Raw genomic sequence first — 14,057 nt, 5'->3', positions numbered from 1 at the left:
TTGTTTGGTCATCTGACACCTCGATCTGGCGAGCATTCTCGCCTAAATGGGTGTCCGGTTTCATTAGACCACTACAATAGCGGCCATCCTCCACCGTGGAAATCTGTCGAACCAACAAAGACATCGATGAATTCAAGCAGGACTGAGGCAATCCTTACGACACTGAATGAATGATCACAATCGACCACGTAGCGGTAGCTGGACACACCGTTAGGTAAAGTAATAGTGTCAGGGTTGAACCGCGTCCTCTCTCACTTGTTATCAATCACAACCATCCGCATTTGGAGCTCCCTTTGCTCAATAGAGATATCAACTCACGTTTTGAAGACTGGCTTCTGAGTCCAAGCGAGACCCTTGATTTCGAAGTGAAGCAGTGGCTTGACATGACTGACGCGGAGTCCCAAGGGATTATCGCCAAGGCTCTGATAGCACTTGAGAATCATGGCGGTGGCTTCCTACTTATTGGATACAAAGAGGATACAGCGAAAAAACTCGTCCCTGACCCAATGCGTCCTGCTTCGATGGAGCCATATCTCACGGATGCAATGAACGCGATTCTAAAAAAGCGTGCTGAACCTACCTTTCATGTAGAGGTAACACTTCAGCAGCATCCAGAAACGAAAGAAGAGTACCCCTTAGTCCGAGTGACAGGGCAATCCAAGGTACCCATCCGCTCAGACAGCGCTACGGCAGGAGGGAGCCTGAGACAACATGTCTACTATGTTCGCGCCCCGGGCCAGAAAGCCGTGGCCCCCTCAACGCTGCTGAGTGGGACGCATTGCTTAGACGAGCGCTGCTGAATCAACGCGAGGAAATTGTGAACCTCCTGCGCACATTTTTGCCTGCGGGATCTGACCTAATTGGTAACGCGCCAACAAATGAGCAGGAAACGCTTCACACCTTTGCCAATGAATGCATCATGCGCTGGCAGTCACTCAATGAATCACTGCCTGCTGAGCATCCATCAAAGATCACACTTGGGCACTTCTCGTTTGCCGCGCGCGTGCTCGGTGTAAGAAGAGAGGTCACGACAAAGGAAATCATAGACACCAATCAATCGGCGAGGAGGTACACGGGCTGGCCTACATTCGCCACATTTCACCAAGAGCAGACGAAACCAAAACTTGTAGATGGTTGCATCGAAGCTTGGCTAGCTCATATCAATTATCCAGACGTGAGCCATGCGGACTTTTGGAGAATTGATCCGCAAGGCAATTTCTTTTTACTGCGCGGGTATCAAGAAGATACCCTTGACCCAGCGAAGGAATTTGGAGAGCCGGGCAAATTGTTCGAAGCAACCCTTCCTGTCTGGCGGCTCGCGGAATTCCTCTTGCGCATAGCTGATCTCGCTGACTTTATGTTCGAGCCGGACTTCGAAATACTCGTGGAGTGTGAATGGACCGGGCTTGCTGGCCGCCGTTTTTTTGTACACAACATGCGTCGCCACATTCCTGGCAATACGACCACACAGAATTCTGTAAAAACGAAGGGAAAGTTCGCACAACAGGTAGTTCGAGAGCTGTTACCGGACACAGTCAAAGCGTTGACACACTCGCTATACGAACACTTTGACTTTTTCGCGCCACCTGATTCGCTCTATTCAGAGGAGATCGCCGACATGACTAAGAATCGCATGTAGCCCCTCAAAACATAAAAAGCATCTACTTACAGCAAAAACCCTGCTATTAATCAATAGCAGGGCTTTTCGTTTTTTTGCGTAGCAACTGCAACTCTTAGTTTGCAAGTAACTGCTGAATATCTTGGATACTGATTCCCGACTCAGCCACCAGCACTCGACCTTCCTCCCGAAACCCTGTATCAAAAGGGTCACCTTCATGTGCATACCCTTCCAGCTTAGACAAACAGATCCGATATCGAGCGATGGAAACGCAAAAAACCTATAATCGTCCTTGTTTCGTCATTGGAAATTGCGGCCTGAGGCCGGGCAAAATGACGTTAGCGGGATATGCGGGTGCTTATACTCCGTATTCCCTGCGCTCCGTGTCACCGCTGGGAGCGAAGGATACCCACTCTGGCATGAGGGATTGAATGGTAGCCATGAGCCACACACGACCATTCGATTGCCGAGGCGTCAGCGAAGTGCCCCCTTCTAGCTACGTCCTGCCGACCGTACACCACCCAAAACTCTACAGCTCGTCGCCCCATCCTCGCCCGACCGTCACGCCCCCGATTACTGTATATCCAAACAGCACTCAGTAAAGGCACCTACCGTGTATCCCCTCGACATCGAAGACACCACCGACTGGCTTGGATGCCCGACCGAACTGGAAACTATCTCCCACTACAACCGCATGCTGGAAAACGAGATCCAGGAGCTGACCCTGCAACTGCGCAAAGCCCGCGAGGACATCTTCGGTCTGGTGCAGATGCACATGGACGTGTCCAAAGAGCGCGACCACCTCAGGGCAGAGCTGAGTCGCACACAAGCCCAGCTGTCAGACACCGAGCGAGACAAGACCTCAATCGAGACCAAGAGCAATTGGCAGCTGGCCGCGAAGGACAGGGTGATCAGCGAGCTCTACGCCAAAGTTTTCGAACTCACAGGAGTCGACCCGTATACCCGCCTCCCAAGCAACTAAACTTGCTGGTTCTACTGGAGGGCTCGCCAATGTGCGGAAGACTTTCACAGTACTGCGGCATCCACGACTTCGTTGCCGCTCTGAGCATGCCCAATGCCCTGGTCAACACCGTCGGTGATCAGCCGCTTGAACGGTACAACGTCACACCGGCGACTCAGGTCGCCCTGCTCCATCTCGAAGGTGACACCCTGCACGCTGACCGAGTGCGCTGGGGATGGCGACCACACTGGGCGAAGGACCGCGCCGCGCCGATCAATGCCAGGGTCGAGAAGGTCGCACACGGGCCGTTCTTCCGGGCGATCTGGCCACATCGCGCCATTACACCTATCGACAACTGGTTTGAGTGGGTCGATGAAGGCGGACCAAAAAAGCAGCCCTACCTGATCCGGCGCCGCGATGGCGCGCCGATCTTGTGCGCTGCCATCGGCCAATTTCCCGACAGTGACGAAGGTCCAGGCGAGCACGATGGGTTCGTGCTCATCACCGCCGACAGTTCCGGTGGCATGGTGGATATACACGACCGGCGACCGGTGACGCTTTTGCCAGCGCTCGCTCGGGAATGGCTGGACCCGGCGACACCCAAAGAGCGCGCCGAACAGATGGTGTTGCAACAGAGTGAACCGACCGAGGTCTTCGAGTGGTTTAAGGTAGACAACGCCGTAGGAAACGTTCGAAATAAAGGATCAGAGCTGATCAAAGCGATCCACGAATGAATGATCCCAATCACTATCAGTGACAGGTATTTAGCCCTGAAGATCGGGTAACAAGCTGATTTCTTTATTTATCGAACTAGTTAGCACAGACATTCCGAAAATCAACAACTCAGAATCAGTAGATGAAAGCTTTCTTTTAACTCCATGAACGACACTTGATCTAAGCCGATAGAGCTCCCTGCACTTTCTCATAATATCTTTCCTTTCCGCCGTACTTGATGCGAGCGAATAACCACACCTATCAGAAAGCGATTTCGTCAAACCTCCTTCGGAATTATCCTCACCATAAACCGACTCAAGGCCGATACACGTCTTTACGACTTTCATTGCGGGTACATGTTCAGAATCGGCGTCAAAACTCCATTCACATGCGGCAACAATCCGCGCCAGCGACAGATCATTTGAGCTCGTCAATTTCAAAAAATCCTTCATACCCTCAACGAAAAATTTCTCAATATCCCCCCCTCTATAAAGTGCAGTAGACAACTGAATGGAAGTTAGAACCTCGGCAACATCTTTGGAAATCGACAAACTAATAGAGTTGATTATTGACCCATCATCAACCTCATGTATATAAACTACCGGCTTCGCGGTTTTTTGAGGCCATATTTTCAAAAAAATATTATCAACAAGAACCCCAAACTCCTTCCCCCGCTCGACAAAAACCTTGACCAACGTCAAACTTTCCTGTGGAGTTACTCCTGCTGAATCATAGTCACAATAGCCAGTAACTCTAGTTCTAAGATAGCATGACTCACCCTGTACTTTTACCCCTAGCTTACTCGCAAAGGATTCTCCCCTAACGAAATCATCACTTAGCATCTGCAGAAATACTACCGAACCAACATTAATTCCAGCGCCATTCGGAAGAGAGATGTTTGGAAGCTCATAGTATATGTCGTAGTGATAAGGCAGCCCGATAATACGATTGTAAATTCGTACGCACAGTTCCGCCGAATCGATGAAATCAGAAAGCTTCCCACTCAATCTGGAACCATCATCAGGTTTCGGAATAGCTCGCGAAATAATGCTACTGATCATCATTTGCGCTTGGTGCTGATTGATCCACTGTGCCTTTAGCTTCGATACAGACAGCGCCAAATTTTCTATTATTTTCCAGTTTTCATCGTCCTCGATAGATGAGTCCATCAATACACAATTATTTACCAATCCCTCGATTTTAACCTTAAGGTTATCCAACGCCCGCGCATCCATAATGGCCTCATCAAAAAAAACAGTCACCTCCTAAACTATCACAACCGTACTAAAACAAGCCTCCAAAGTCCGCTGGTTTCCAATTCATGATCACCAGTTCACCGCTTACTTCGGCTTTCCCCTGCCGCTGATTGGTGTTGCTGTAGCGGATGTCCAACGTTTCAAAATAGAAGCCCTCGAACACGCAGCGAATGTCCGGGTGATCGTTGGTGCTGACCATCACCTTACCTTTGCAGCGGCGCATGAAGTCGGCCATCCGCTCGTAGTTTTCGAAGGGAAAGTCCACCCCATAGCCGGCGGTCTGCCAGTAAGGCGGGTCCATGTAATGAAAGGTATGGGCACGGTCGTAGCGTTCGGCGCATTCCAGCCAGGGCAGGTTTTCGACGTAGGTACCGGACAGGCGCTGCCAGGCGGCTGAGAGGTTCTCCTCGATCCGCAGCAGATTGATGGCCGGGCCGGTCGTGGCGGTACCAAACGTTTGTCCGGTGACCTTGCCGGCGAAGGCATGGTGCTGCAGGTAAAAGAAGCGGGCAGCGCGCTGGATGTCAGTGAGAGTTTCGGGGCGGGTCATCTTCTGCCACTCGAACACCTGCCGCGAGCTGAGCGCCCATTTGAATTGGCGCACGAACTCTTCGAGGTGGTTCTGCACGACGCGGTACAGCGTTACCAGATCGCCGTTGATGTCGTTGAGGACTTCGACCGGTGCGGCTTGGGGTCGCATGAAGTAGAGCGCGGCGCCGCCGGCAAAGACTTCGACGTAGCATTCGTGAGGTGGGAAGAGCGGAATGAGGCGGTCGGCCAGGCGGCGTTTGCCGCCCATCCAAGGGATGATGGGTGTAGACATTGAAAGCAAGACCTTTACTGTATGGATAAACAGGTGCTAGTCTCGCCGCGCTTTGTGCACGAAGCGAGAGCCTTGGCTGGACTTGCAGGGACAATCTGCAGGGACGGCGGTCGGGTTGGATGTTGACGCATCCACTCCGACCGCTCTTTTTCACTTCGGTGTTGAGATTTCTTTGGCATAGGCCTGACAGGCCTCCAACGCGATCAATCCTTGGTCGCCGGCATCGGTGATGCCGATAATTCGTCGAGCATGCGCCGGGTCAAGTTGGGCTATTGTGGGTCCATGAACCACGCCGCCGGTTGTGGTGACGGCTGACACTGCGCAGCCACTGGCTGAATCGGTGGTGTCGAGTAGGACTGACAGGCGCAGATCAGCAGTAGCCAGACGATCACGCAGCCGAGTTTGAATGGTTTGTGCACGGGTCAGTTGTCCATAGTGGGCTTGGTCGCTGGACTGCAAGCGCTAGGCGCTTGTCTTGTTCAATGCGCAGTTGCGCAGCCGCAGCCAACGCTATCTGGATGAGCGTCCGTATGAGCAACCTGGATTTATCGGGCACTGCCGGCACCGCAGGTGCTGGAATCGCTCGACTTCGAAGCGATATATAACGAAACGGTTACCATCTTCCGCGATTACATAGATGACAACTGGCCGGCAAGCGTGGAAAGCGATCCGGTGGTCAAGCTGCTGGAGCTGAAGTCGTATGACCGCCTGCAGAACCGGGCGCGTGTTAACAATGCGGTAAAAGCGCTGCAAGCCAAACGAAAAAGGGTTAACACATGGTCTTTTTTATACATATAAAATATGCATAATGACAACATTCAGAATTCAGTATGACCAAGCGAAAAACGTCGCGAACAAGAAGAAACATAAGGTGAGCCTGGCAGATGCCGAGGCCGTGTTTTACGACGACATGGCCCTTGAGCGCGAGGACAATGATCATGATGAAAAGCGCTGGATTATCATGGGGCAAGACGCCTGCGGCCGTGTACTCGTCGTTGCATACACCTACCGCGAGCCAGATTTCGTTCGCATCATCAGCGCACGAATAGCCTCCAAAAATGAACTGCGTCAGTACCTGGAGGGTTGACCAATGAAAGAAGAATACGATTTCAGCACAGCCAAGCGTGGCCCAGTTGCGAGCAGCAAAGGCAAAACCCGCATCACCATCATGCTTGATGACGACGTGATCGAGGCCGCTCGCGAGTGCGCCGAAAGTGCCGGCACTGGATATCAAACCGTCATCAACAACCTATTGCGTCAGGCGCTGGTATCTCAGACTGCCCACAAGCTGGCACCAGTAGCTCGAAAGCGGCCCCAAATAGTCAGACCCTACGCAAACGGTATTACCCGGTCCGACGTGAAGGACCTAGAAAAACAGCTAGCCGCTATGGCTGAAGAATTACATAAGATGATGGATGCATCTAAACCCAGCAAAGCCAAGGCATCGGTATGAACTGAGAAACTCCGATTACTCAGGTGCAAGGCACTGTCTCAACTCAGTGCCTTCAACCACACCTATCCAGCATAAGGTCGCCACGTCCTCGCAGATGTGTATACCGGCGCATAGAGTTCCAATCTCGATGGCCTGGAACATTCATACCCATGACTAACACCGAATGCCGCGCTTCGTCGAAACCCTCCCAGCGAATCCGCATAATTCCCCTCTGCCGGCGAGTCGAGAAAATAGCGAAAGCGATCAGTTTTGGCATATGGATCGAGTCTGGCCAGCATCTCGAAGAATTGCACCTGGTTGGGCCAGCTCGGTCTCCCGTCGCTTGATTCAGGCCTGGGCAACCTGCTTGCGGTCGAAGGTTTGGCTTTCCTGATAAACTGTCTTCCCATCCCGATTGAACCGTATCTGCGCCATATAGGCCATCGAGTTGTCCTTGCGCTTACGTGATGTGATCGTGCCCATTTCCAGTTGCTACATTTCTGAATTCGATTGCTACATCGTAGCAATCGAATTCGAAAAACAAGGAAAAATGGGTAAAAACCGCTGTATAAAAGATCTGTATCAATGAATTTCGAAAAACCTGAAGTGCCCACAAACACTAGCCCTTCCCGTTCTGAGCCATCCCGCCGCTTCAGCGTTGCGCCGATGATGGATTGGACCGATCGCCATTGCAGATTCTTCCTGCGCCTGCTCTCCAGGCATGCCCTGCTCTACACCGAGATGGTCACCACCGGCGCGCTCCTCAATGGCGACCATGACCGTTTTCTGCGTCACAACGAAGCCGAACATCCGCTCGCCCTGCAACTGGGCGGCAGCGTCCCGGCGGATTTGGCGGCGTGCGCTCGCATGGCTCAGGAGCACGGTTACGACGAGGTCAATCTCAACGTGGGCTGCCCAAGCGACCGGGTGCAGAACAATATGATCGGCGCGTGTTTGATGGCCCATCCTGCTTTGGTGGCGGATTGTGTGAAGGCGATGCGCGATGCGGTGTCGATTCCGGTGACGGTGAAGCATCGGATCGGGATTAATGGTCGCGACAGTTATGCCCAGTTGTGTGATTTCGTCGGTCAGGTGCGGGATGCCGGTTGTACGAGTTTTACCGTGCATGCGCGGATTGCGATTCTGGAGGGGTTGTCGCCGAAGGAGAACCGCGATATTCCGCCTTTGCGGTATGACGTGGCGGCACAGTTGAAAGCGGATTTCCCGGAGCTGGAGATTATTCTCAACGGCGGGATCAAGACCCTTGCGCAGTGTCACGAGCATTTGCAGCGGTTCGACGGGGTGATGCTGGGGCGCGAGGCGTATCACAACCCTTATGTGATGGCGGAGGTGGATCAGCAGTTGTTCGGCAGTACGGCACCGGTGATTTCCCGGGCTGAGGCTTTGGCGCGTTTGCGTCCTTATATTGCTGAGCATCTGGCGGCTGGCGGGGCGATGCACCATATCACTCGGCACGTGCTGGGGCTGGGCACGGGCTTTCCGGGAGCCCGGCGTTTTCGGCAGTTGCTGTCGGTGGATATCCATAAGGCCAAGGAGCCTTTGGCGTTGCTGGATCAGGCTGCGCAGTTGCTCGAAGGTCGGTAGATCTCAGGCATGTTGAACCTGCCGGCTGATTTGGCATCGAAATTATCTGAATGAAGCCCCGCTATTCAAACATCTGTTTTCAGGTTGTTGCGGTCGGGGCCGTCGTTAAGCATAACTGCCCTTGAGTGGCTGTCAGCGCTCGGGTAATGTCAACAGACTCACAGGACAGAGCACGCCAATGACTTCCAAGCTGGATCAACTCAAGCAGTTCACCACCGTTGTTGCCGATACTGGCGATTTTGAAGCTATCGCTCGCGTCAAACCGGTGGACGCTACCACCAACCCTTCGCTGCTGCTCAAAGCCGCGGCCATTCCAGGTTATGCCCAGTTGCTGAACGACTGCGTCAGCGACTGCAAGGGCGATGTCGGTCTGGCCAGTGATCGCTTTGGCGTGGCGGTTGGGCAAGAGATTCTGAAAGTGATTCCAGGGCGTATTTCCACTGAAGTGGATGCGCGCCTGTCGTTCGATACCGACGCTGTGTTGAAACGCGCGCACCGTCTGATCGAATTGTATGAAAAGGCTGGCATTGGCCGCGATCGCGTACTGATCAAGATCGCTTCTACCTGGGAAGGCATCCGCGCCGCCGAAAAGCTGGAACGCGAAGGCATTCAGTGCAACCTGACCCTGCTGTTCTCCTTCGCTCAGGCCGTTGCCTGTGCCGAGGCCGGGGTGTTCCTGATTTCGCCGTTCGTAGGCCGCATCTACGACTGGTACAAGAAGGCCAACGGCAACGACTACACCGGCGCCGATGATCCGGGCGTGCAGTCGGTCACCCGCATCTACAACTACTACAAAGCCAATGACTACAAGACGGTGGTCATGGGCGCCAGCTTCCGTAACCTGAACCAGATCGAGCAATTGGCCGGCTGTGATCGCCTGACCATCAGCCCTGACCTGATCGAGAAACTGGCCGCCGATAACGGCAAGCTGGAACGCAAACTGGCGCCGAGCCATGCTGGCGAAGCGCGTCAGAGCCTCACCGAAGCGCAGTTCCGCTGGGCTTCCAACGAAGACGCCATGGCCACCGAAAAACTGGCTGAAGGCATTCGTCAGTTCGCTCGTGACCAGGAAAAGCTCGAAGCGCTGCTGCAAGCCAAGCTTTGATCTGATTCAGCGTGATGCAAAAAGGGCGAACCCTGGTGGGTTCGCCCTTTTTTATGCGGTTTGGCGGCGAAGACTGCTGGCTTCGCGCTGAGGGATTTGTCGAGTGTTATGCCGCTATCGCGGGCTTGCTTGCGACGGGGCCGGACCAGCGCTCACCGCTTCAGGGGATCAGTGACGCTCCAGGGCGTTCACCAGGTCGTGGAAAGCTTCGCGATTGGAGTCGTTCAGGCCCATGAGGATCTTGTGCGCTTCGAGCACTTTGATCCGCACCACTTCTTCCGATTGATCCTGGGATGGCAGGTCGGTCAGGCATTCCGGGCACGGAATCGGGCGATCAACGATGTTGAACACCTGATCGAAGCCCATCGACTGCAAGAGCCGGGTGATGTCTTCGTGGGTGGTAACGACAGTCGGCAAAAGGCCGACCTTTTGCCGCGAAAGGATCGACAGTTTGGCCAGCAGGCCAAGTGTCGTGCTGTCGATGCTGCGGGTTTCGGTCAGATCGATCACGATCGCTGAAAAATTCAGCGCGGTGAAGATCCTCTCAATAGTCGCATCCAACGCCGAACAAAGGGTCAGGCGAACTTCACCGATGAACTTCAGGACGAAGGTGCCGTCCTGCTCGGCGAACTGGATTCTACCGGTACTCATTAAAGATTCCTGCTCAACACCAACAGGGCGATATCATCCGGCATCTCCCCTAGCGTGGCCAATCCAAAAACCTGCCGCAGACCATCCAGGCTGCCGCCCGCCGTTCTCACCCTTTCAGGTAAGGCGGCCTCTTTCTCTTTGAGTGTCTGCTCGGGCAAAAGATCCAAAATACCATCGGACATCAGCGTCAGGCTGAATGTCGGCGGCAATTCCAGTACGCGATCTTCGTAGGTGGCTTCATTGAACAAGCCCACCGGCAGACCACGCCCTTCCAGATAGCAAACACTGTTTGGGGTGTACAACACAGGCAATGGCAGGTGACCGCCAATGCTATAGGTCAACAAACCCGTCTCCTCGTCGATGACGCCACCGACCATCGTGACATGTTTGCCCAGCTTACAGCTGATCAGGCCTCGATTGATATGACCAAGGACTTCCGAAGGCTTGAACTCCGGCAGGGTGCCGTTGCGCTTGGACTCGAACAACAACCGCGTGGTCATGAATTTCAACAGCACCGTCACGAATGCTGAAGACGCGCCGTGACCGGAAACGTCTGCCAGATAAAACGCTACCCGACGCTCGTCGACCCGAAAGTAGTCGACGAAATCACCGGAAAGGTACAAGGACGGAATGATCTGGTGCGCAAACTGAAACTCGTCGATCGACCAAGGGCTGACCGGCAGCATGTTCATCTGCACCTGGCGCCCGGCGTTCTGGTCTTCCTGCAGCAGATTCAGGCTGGCTTCGAGCTCGCGATTGGCGGTTTCCAGCTTTTCGCGGTAGCGCTGGTTCTCCAGCAACAGACGCGCGCGATCCAGCGCCCGGCGCACTGAGTGCTCGAGCACAGCCAGATCTTCCAGGGGCTTGATCAGGTAATCCGCCGCCCCGAGACGCAAGGCCTCGACAGCATCGTTCATGACGCCGGCGCCCGAGACAACGATCACCGGTGTTTGGGGAGCACGGTCAGTCACCTGACGAATCAGCTCGAGTCCGCCCATCTGCGGCATGCGCAGATCGCAGATCACCAAGTCGGGCTTTGCTTGCTCGAATACCTTAAGACCCTGCATGCCATTGCTGGCTTGAAGGACGCTGAATCCACTGTCTTCCAAATAGGCCGCGAGGCTTGCGCGTACTACTTCGTCGTCATCGATTATCAGCAGCGTGGCACTGGTTTTTTGCATGTGGGCAAACGGCGCCAGAATTAGGTTGGCGTAGGTGGCGAGGCATTGGCCGGGCTCACACTACTGGATTCGCTTTCTAGCCTCTCCGGGTCGCAGACTTTTGAGCTGTTGCCCTACTCGCGCGTTAATCAGAGGTGCCCTTCTAAGGCGCAGACGGTACTCCCATCCGCGGGGCGTTTCAAGCTCATGCGGATGGTCGCTTGACGTCTTTACACCGCAAATCACCGGGAGTTATAAGAACAAGCAAATCCGTAACGGAATCGAAGGACGGAGCCCATGAGTCAAAATGACCGTGACTACAGCGAAAAACGCGACTACATCCGCATGCGGGTGGATGCCGAGGTCACCCTGATCCACGCTGGCCAGGTGATTCCAGCGGTCTGCGTGGACCTTTCCAGCAGCGGTATGCAAGTCCAGGCTCCACGCTCATTCAAGGTGGGCGACAGGCTGAAGGTACGGATTGACTCTGAACATGCCGCCCTCAAAGGTCTGGAAGCCGACACGGAGGTCGTCTGGATTAAAGAACAGGACGGCGGCAGTCAGAAACTTGGTTTTACGATCCTGGAGATGAGTTAATCCGGGACACAAACACAGAAGGCGGCCACGTGGCCGCCTTCTGTGTTTGCAGAGTCAGGCTTAAAAATCGTCTTCGACCTTGCCATCCTTGACTTTGAACTCGCGGTTCTGCAGGAAGGCATTGCGGATAAACACGTATTTGTCGCCACTGATCAGCTTCTCGGCCGACAGCAGGCTGGCGCGGGTATCGATCACATCCAGGCCGTATGCCATATTGCGCGCCGGAATGTCATTCATATAACGGTAGGGTTTGGTGTAGCTGTCCACGTACTTGGAGGGTGCATCACGCAGAGTACTCGGACCAAAAAACGGCAGCATCACGAATGGACCGCTGCCCACGCCCCAGTGGCCGAGGGTCTGACCGAAGTCTTCATCGTTGCGCTGCAGGCCCATTTTGGTGCCCAGATCGAAGAAACCGGCCACGCCAAGCGTGGTGTTCATCAACAAGCGCGCGGTGTCGACGCCAGCGGCGCGAGGCTTGGCCTGCAAGACGTCGTTGGCCAGGTTGCCAACGTCACCGATGTTGCGGAACATGTTGTGGATGCCGTCTTCGAGGAACTGCGGTGTGATTGCCTCATAGCCCTGCGCCAGGGGTTTAAGGGCATAGGTATCAAGAAAATCGTTGAACCGGAAAATCGGCCGGTTGATGCTTTCCCAAGGGTCTTCTTCCGAGGCCTGAGCCACAAATGGAACCAACATGATACTGGTACACACACAAAGCTGAGCTAGACGATTGCTCCAGCGCATAGCAAAAACTCCTTGGATGGTCCTGTCGCGGGCGCTATGCCCTGGCGGTAATCGGCCTAGTATAAGGTGGAACTGCCTGATTAGGCAGCATCCCTCCAGAGGAGTCTTGCAACAGGACTTGGTTTTGCCTTTTCCCATTCCTACGGATGTCACTCAACTGTCATCGGCAACGGCTAGCCTGCGATGCTATTTCAGGGACGTTGATATGCCGCATGCTGAAGCCTTACCCGTAGCTGCTCCAGCCCTGACTGCCGTACTTTTTGGCCTCAGTGGCTGCCTGGTCGATTTCGGCGCCCGGACGCGCCAACACAGCGCCGACCAGCCGCCCCACGAACCTGCCAATGCCACCCCGGGCGCACTGGATATCCTGCACAGCTTGCAACGCCAGGGCGTCCCCTGCGCCTGGCTGGATGAGCTGCCGCCCGGGGTCAGCCACTCCCTCGCGGCATCGCTGCCGGACTGGATCAAACCCACCCACAACACCGAAGCAGCCCGTCAATGGCCGGCCCCTAACGCTTGCTGGCAGGCGTTGATGACGCTGAATGTCAGTCGCCTGGATGGCTGTGTACTGGTCAGTGGTGAACCGCGCTTGCTGCAGTCAGGACTCAACGCCGGGCTCTGGACTATCGGCCTGGCATCATGCGGCTCACTGTGCGGGCTGGCACCCAGCGAATGGCAGGCTTTGAGCCAGCAAGAGCGCGAGCGCAAACGCGGCAAGGCAACGCTGCAACTGTTCAGTCTCGGCGTACATTCGGTGATTGATCACCTGGGCGAACTCACCACCTGCCTGGCGGACATCGGCCTGCGGCGACTCAAGGGTGAAAAACCCTGATCGAGCGATCTTGATCGAGATCATGCACGCGGCGATGGAGTGGATTACTCTAAGGTCAGGGTATGGATCTTTAGGCCTGTGCCGCGATCCATACCTGTGCCTATCAATAAAGGGAGAACGCCATGCCTGCCCGCGAACTGCAAGAACAGCTCAATACCCTGCGCGAGCAATTGGAGCAAAACCCACCGCTTTCGGAAGCAGAACGCGCCGATCTGCAATTGCTGATGCAACAGATCGAGCTTGAGCTCGAACTTGAGAAGAAAACTCAGGGCACCAACCTGGCCGATGGCGTCAACCTCGCCGTAGAACGCTTCGAAGTTGATCATCCCGCGATCGCTGGCACCTTGCGCAATATCGTGCTCGCGCTAGGCAACATGGGAATCTAGCCCCCCCACATACAAAAGCCCCGCTCTTTAAAGCGGGGCTTTTTCATTTTGCGATTGCTACTTGATCGTTCCCACGCTCCCGCGTGGGAATGTATCCTGTGACGCTCTGCGTCACCTCTACAGCGGACGCAGAGCGTCCGGGGCGGCATTCCCACGCAGAGCGTGGGAAC

At 54.6% G+C, this 14,057-nt stretch carries 17 protein-coding genes and 2 pseudogenes; 12 read left to right on the top strand and 7 right to left on the bottom strand.

Annotation, left to right across the window (positions count from 1 at the left end):
* The first annotated feature begins 293 nt into the window (after positions 1-293).
* From AC07O1_RS29860 to AC07O1_RS29845, 4 genes are all read left to right on the top strand, one after another.
* Complete coding sequence (locus tag AC07O1_RS29860; RefSeq protein ID WP_495091131.1) at positions 294-800, top strand: AlbA family DNA-binding domain-containing protein; 507 nt, start codon at positions 294-296, stop codon at positions 798-800.
* 17 nt (positions 801-817) lie between these two features.
* Positions 818-1,639 carry a hypothetical protein gene (locus tag AC07O1_RS29855; RefSeq protein ID WP_495091130.1) on the top strand — a complete coding sequence of 274 codons (822 nt, stop codon included), beginning with the start codon at positions 818-820 and terminating at the stop codon, positions 1,637-1,639.
* A gap of 592 nt (positions 1,640-2,231) precedes the next feature.
* Complete coding sequence (locus tag AC07O1_RS29850) at positions 2,232-2,600, top strand: hypothetical protein (protein WP_495091129.1); 369 nt, start codon at positions 2,232-2,234, stop codon at positions 2,598-2,600.
* Between the two features lie 29 nt (positions 2,601-2,629).
* Positions 2,630-3,313, top strand: coding sequence for an SOS response-associated peptidase family protein (locus AC07O1_RS29845; protein WP_495091128.1), 684 nt, complete (start codon positions 2,630-2,632; stop codon positions 3,311-3,313).
* Between the two features lie 30 nt (positions 3,314-3,343).
* On the opposite strand, the gene AC07O1_RS29840 is transcribed toward AC07O1_RS29845, so the two are convergent.
* The 3 genes and pseudogenes from AC07O1_RS29840 to AC07O1_RS29830 form a co-directional block, all read right to left on the bottom strand.
* On the bottom strand, positions 3,344-4,555 hold the full coding sequence (locus tag AC07O1_RS29840) for a hypothetical protein (protein WP_495091127.1): 1,212 nt from the start codon (positions 4,553-4,555) through the stop codon (positions 3,344-3,346).
* Positions 4,556-4,577: 22 nt separating this feature from the next.
* Positions 4,578-5,372 carry a DNA adenine methylase gene (locus AC07O1_RS29835; protein WP_495091126.1) on the bottom strand — a complete coding sequence of 265 codons (795 nt, stop codon included), beginning with the start codon at positions 5,370-5,372 and terminating at the stop codon, positions 4,578-4,580.
* 150 nt (positions 5,373-5,522) lie between these two features.
* Positions 5,523-5,913 (bottom strand): annotated as a pseudogene (locus tag AC07O1_RS29830) (lysis protein); the annotation flags it as partial.
* Here AC07O1_RS29830 and AC07O1_RS29825 point away from each other — a divergent pair.
* From AC07O1_RS29825 to AC07O1_RS29815, 3 genes and pseudogenes are all read left to right on the top strand, one after another.
* Positions 5,903-6,122, top strand: a pseudogene (locus AC07O1_RS29825) (baseplate assembly protein); the annotation flags it as partial. The pseudogenes AC07O1_RS29830 and AC07O1_RS29825 sit on opposite strands and share 11 nt — an antisense overlap.
* A 58-nt stretch (positions 6,123-6,180) precedes the next feature.
* A complete protein-coding gene (locus tag AC07O1_RS29820; protein ID WP_495091125.1) occupies positions 6,181-6,459 on the top strand; it encodes a BrnT family toxin in 279 nt (92 codons plus the stop codon).
* Between the two features lie 3 nt (positions 6,460-6,462).
* Positions 6,463-6,825 carry a BrnA antitoxin family protein gene (locus tag AC07O1_RS29815; RefSeq protein ID WP_495091124.1) on the top strand — a complete coding sequence of 121 codons (363 nt, stop codon included), beginning with the start codon at positions 6,463-6,465 and terminating at the stop codon, positions 6,823-6,825.
* Positions 6,826-7,152: 327 nt separating this feature from the next.
* On the opposite strand, the gene AC07O1_RS29810 is transcribed toward AC07O1_RS29815, so the two are convergent.
* Positions 7,153-7,287: a hypothetical protein gene (locus AC07O1_RS29810; RefSeq protein ID WP_495091132.1), complete on the bottom strand. Its 135-nt coding sequence runs from the start codon at positions 7,285-7,287 to the stop codon at positions 7,153-7,155.
* A gap of 102 nt (positions 7,288-7,389) precedes the next feature.
* On the opposite strand from AC07O1_RS29810, the gene dusA reads away from it, so the two are divergent.
* A complete protein-coding gene (gene dusA, locus AC07O1_RS29805) occupies positions 7,390-8,409 on the top strand; it encodes a tRNA dihydrouridine(20/20a) synthase DusA (protein WP_495091123.1) in 1,020 nt (339 codons plus the stop codon).
* A gap of 178 nt (positions 8,410-8,587) precedes the next feature.
* Positions 8,588-9,514 carry a transaldolase gene (gene tal / locus AC07O1_RS29800; RefSeq protein WP_495091122.1) on the top strand — a complete coding sequence of 309 codons (927 nt, stop codon included), beginning with the start codon at positions 8,588-8,590 and terminating at the stop codon, positions 9,512-9,514.
* 168 nt (positions 9,515-9,682) lie between these two features.
* On the opposite strand, the gene rssC is transcribed toward tal, so the two are convergent.
* Entirely contained in the window at positions 9,683-10,165 is a 483-nt protein-coding gene (gene rssC, locus AC07O1_RS29795) for an anti-sigma factor antagonist RssC (RefSeq protein WP_016968051.1), read from the bottom strand.
* Entirely contained in the window at positions 10,165-11,346 is a 1,182-nt protein-coding gene (gene rssB / locus AC07O1_RS29790) for a two-component system response regulator RssB (RefSeq protein WP_494992280.1), read from the bottom strand. Before rssB ends, rssC begins: the two co-directional genes overlap by 1 nt.
* 276 nt (positions 11,347-11,622) lie before the next feature.
* On the opposite strand from rssB, the gene AC07O1_RS29785 reads away from it, so the two are divergent.
* Complete coding sequence (locus tag AC07O1_RS29785) at positions 11,623-11,922, top strand: PilZ domain-containing protein (protein WP_494992281.1); 300 nt, start codon at positions 11,623-11,625, stop codon at positions 11,920-11,922.
* 60 nt (positions 11,923-11,982) lie between these two features.
* On the opposite strand, the gene AC07O1_RS29780 is transcribed toward AC07O1_RS29785, so the two are convergent.
* Positions 11,983-12,669, bottom strand: a complete 687-nt coding sequence (locus tag AC07O1_RS29780; RefSeq protein ID WP_494992282.1) for an MlaA family lipoprotein — start codon at positions 12,667-12,669, stop codon at positions 11,983-11,985.
* Positions 12,670-12,874: 205 nt separating this feature from the next.
* Here AC07O1_RS29780 and pcrP point away from each other — a divergent pair, with 205 nt between their 5' ends.
* Together pcrP and AC07O1_RS29770 are read left to right on the top strand one after the other, a co-directional pair.
* Positions 12,875-13,501 (top strand): HAD superfamily inactivated hydrolase PcrP, encoded by a 627-nt coding sequence (gene pcrP, locus AC07O1_RS29775; RefSeq protein ID WP_494992283.1) that lies wholly within the window; start codon positions 12,875-12,877, stop codon positions 13,499-13,501.
* 122 nt (positions 13,502-13,623) lie between these two features.
* The gene (locus tag AC07O1_RS29770) at positions 13,624-13,887 is read left to right on the top strand and encodes a DUF4404 family protein (RefSeq protein WP_489075281.1); all 264 of its coding nucleotides are present in this window, start codon (positions 13,624-13,626) and stop codon (positions 13,885-13,887) included.
* Positions 13,888-14,057 lie beyond the last annotated feature (170 nt).

Source organism: Pseudomonas sp. GW821-FHT07G10 (assembly GCF_059418545.1).
The sequence above is the reverse complement of the archived record's forward strand: the minus strand, read 5'-3'. Positions and strand labels throughout refer to the sequence as shown.

Bases quoted from the DNA above. Each gene is read 5' to 3' on its own strand.
- rssC (WP_016968051.1), bottom strand. From the start codon at position 10,165: ATGAGTACCGGTAGAATCCAGTTCGCCGAGCAGGACGGCACCTTCGTC.
- rssB (WP_494992280.1), bottom strand. From the start codon at position 11,346: ATGCAAAAAACCAGTGCCACGCTGCTGATAATCGATGACGACGAAGTA.
- AC07O1_RS29815 (WP_495091124.1), top strand. From the start codon at position 6,463: ATGAAAGAAGAATACGATTTCAGCACAGCCAAGCGTGGCCCAGTTGCG.
- AC07O1_RS29845 (WP_495091128.1), top strand. From the start codon at position 2,630: ATGTGCGGAAGACTTTCACAGTACTGCGGCATCCACGACTTCGTTGCC.
- AC07O1_RS29770 (WP_489075281.1), top strand. From the start codon at position 13,624: ATGCCTGCCCGCGAACTGCAAGAACAGCTCAATACCCTGCGCGAGCAA.
- AC07O1_RS29835 (WP_495091126.1), bottom strand. From the start codon at position 5,372: ATGTCTACACCCATCATCCCTTGGATGGGCGGCAAACGCCGCCTGGCC.
- pcrP (WP_494992283.1), top strand. From the start codon at position 12,875: ATGCCGCATGCTGAAGCCTTACCCGTAGCTGCTCCAGCCCTGACTGCC.
- tal (WP_495091122.1), top strand. From the start codon at position 8,588: ATGACTTCCAAGCTGGATCAACTCAAGCAGTTCACCACCGTTGTTGCC.
- AC07O1_RS29810 (WP_495091132.1), bottom strand. From the start codon at position 7,287: ATGGGCACGATCACATCACGTAAGCGCAAGGACAACTCGATGGCCTAT.
- AC07O1_RS29820 (WP_495091125.1), top strand. From the start codon at position 6,181: ATGACAACATTCAGAATTCAGTATGACCAAGCGAAAAACGTCGCGAAC.
- AC07O1_RS29785 (WP_494992281.1), top strand. From the start codon at position 11,623: ATGAGTCAAAATGACCGTGACTACAGCGAAAAACGCGACTACATCCGC.
- AC07O1_RS29780 (WP_494992282.1), bottom strand. From the start codon at position 12,669: ATGCGCTGGAGCAATCGTCTAGCTCAGCTTTGTGTGTGTACCAGTATC.
- dusA (WP_495091123.1), top strand. From the start codon at position 7,390: ATGAATTTCGAAAAACCTGAAGTGCCCACAAACACTAGCCCTTCCCGT.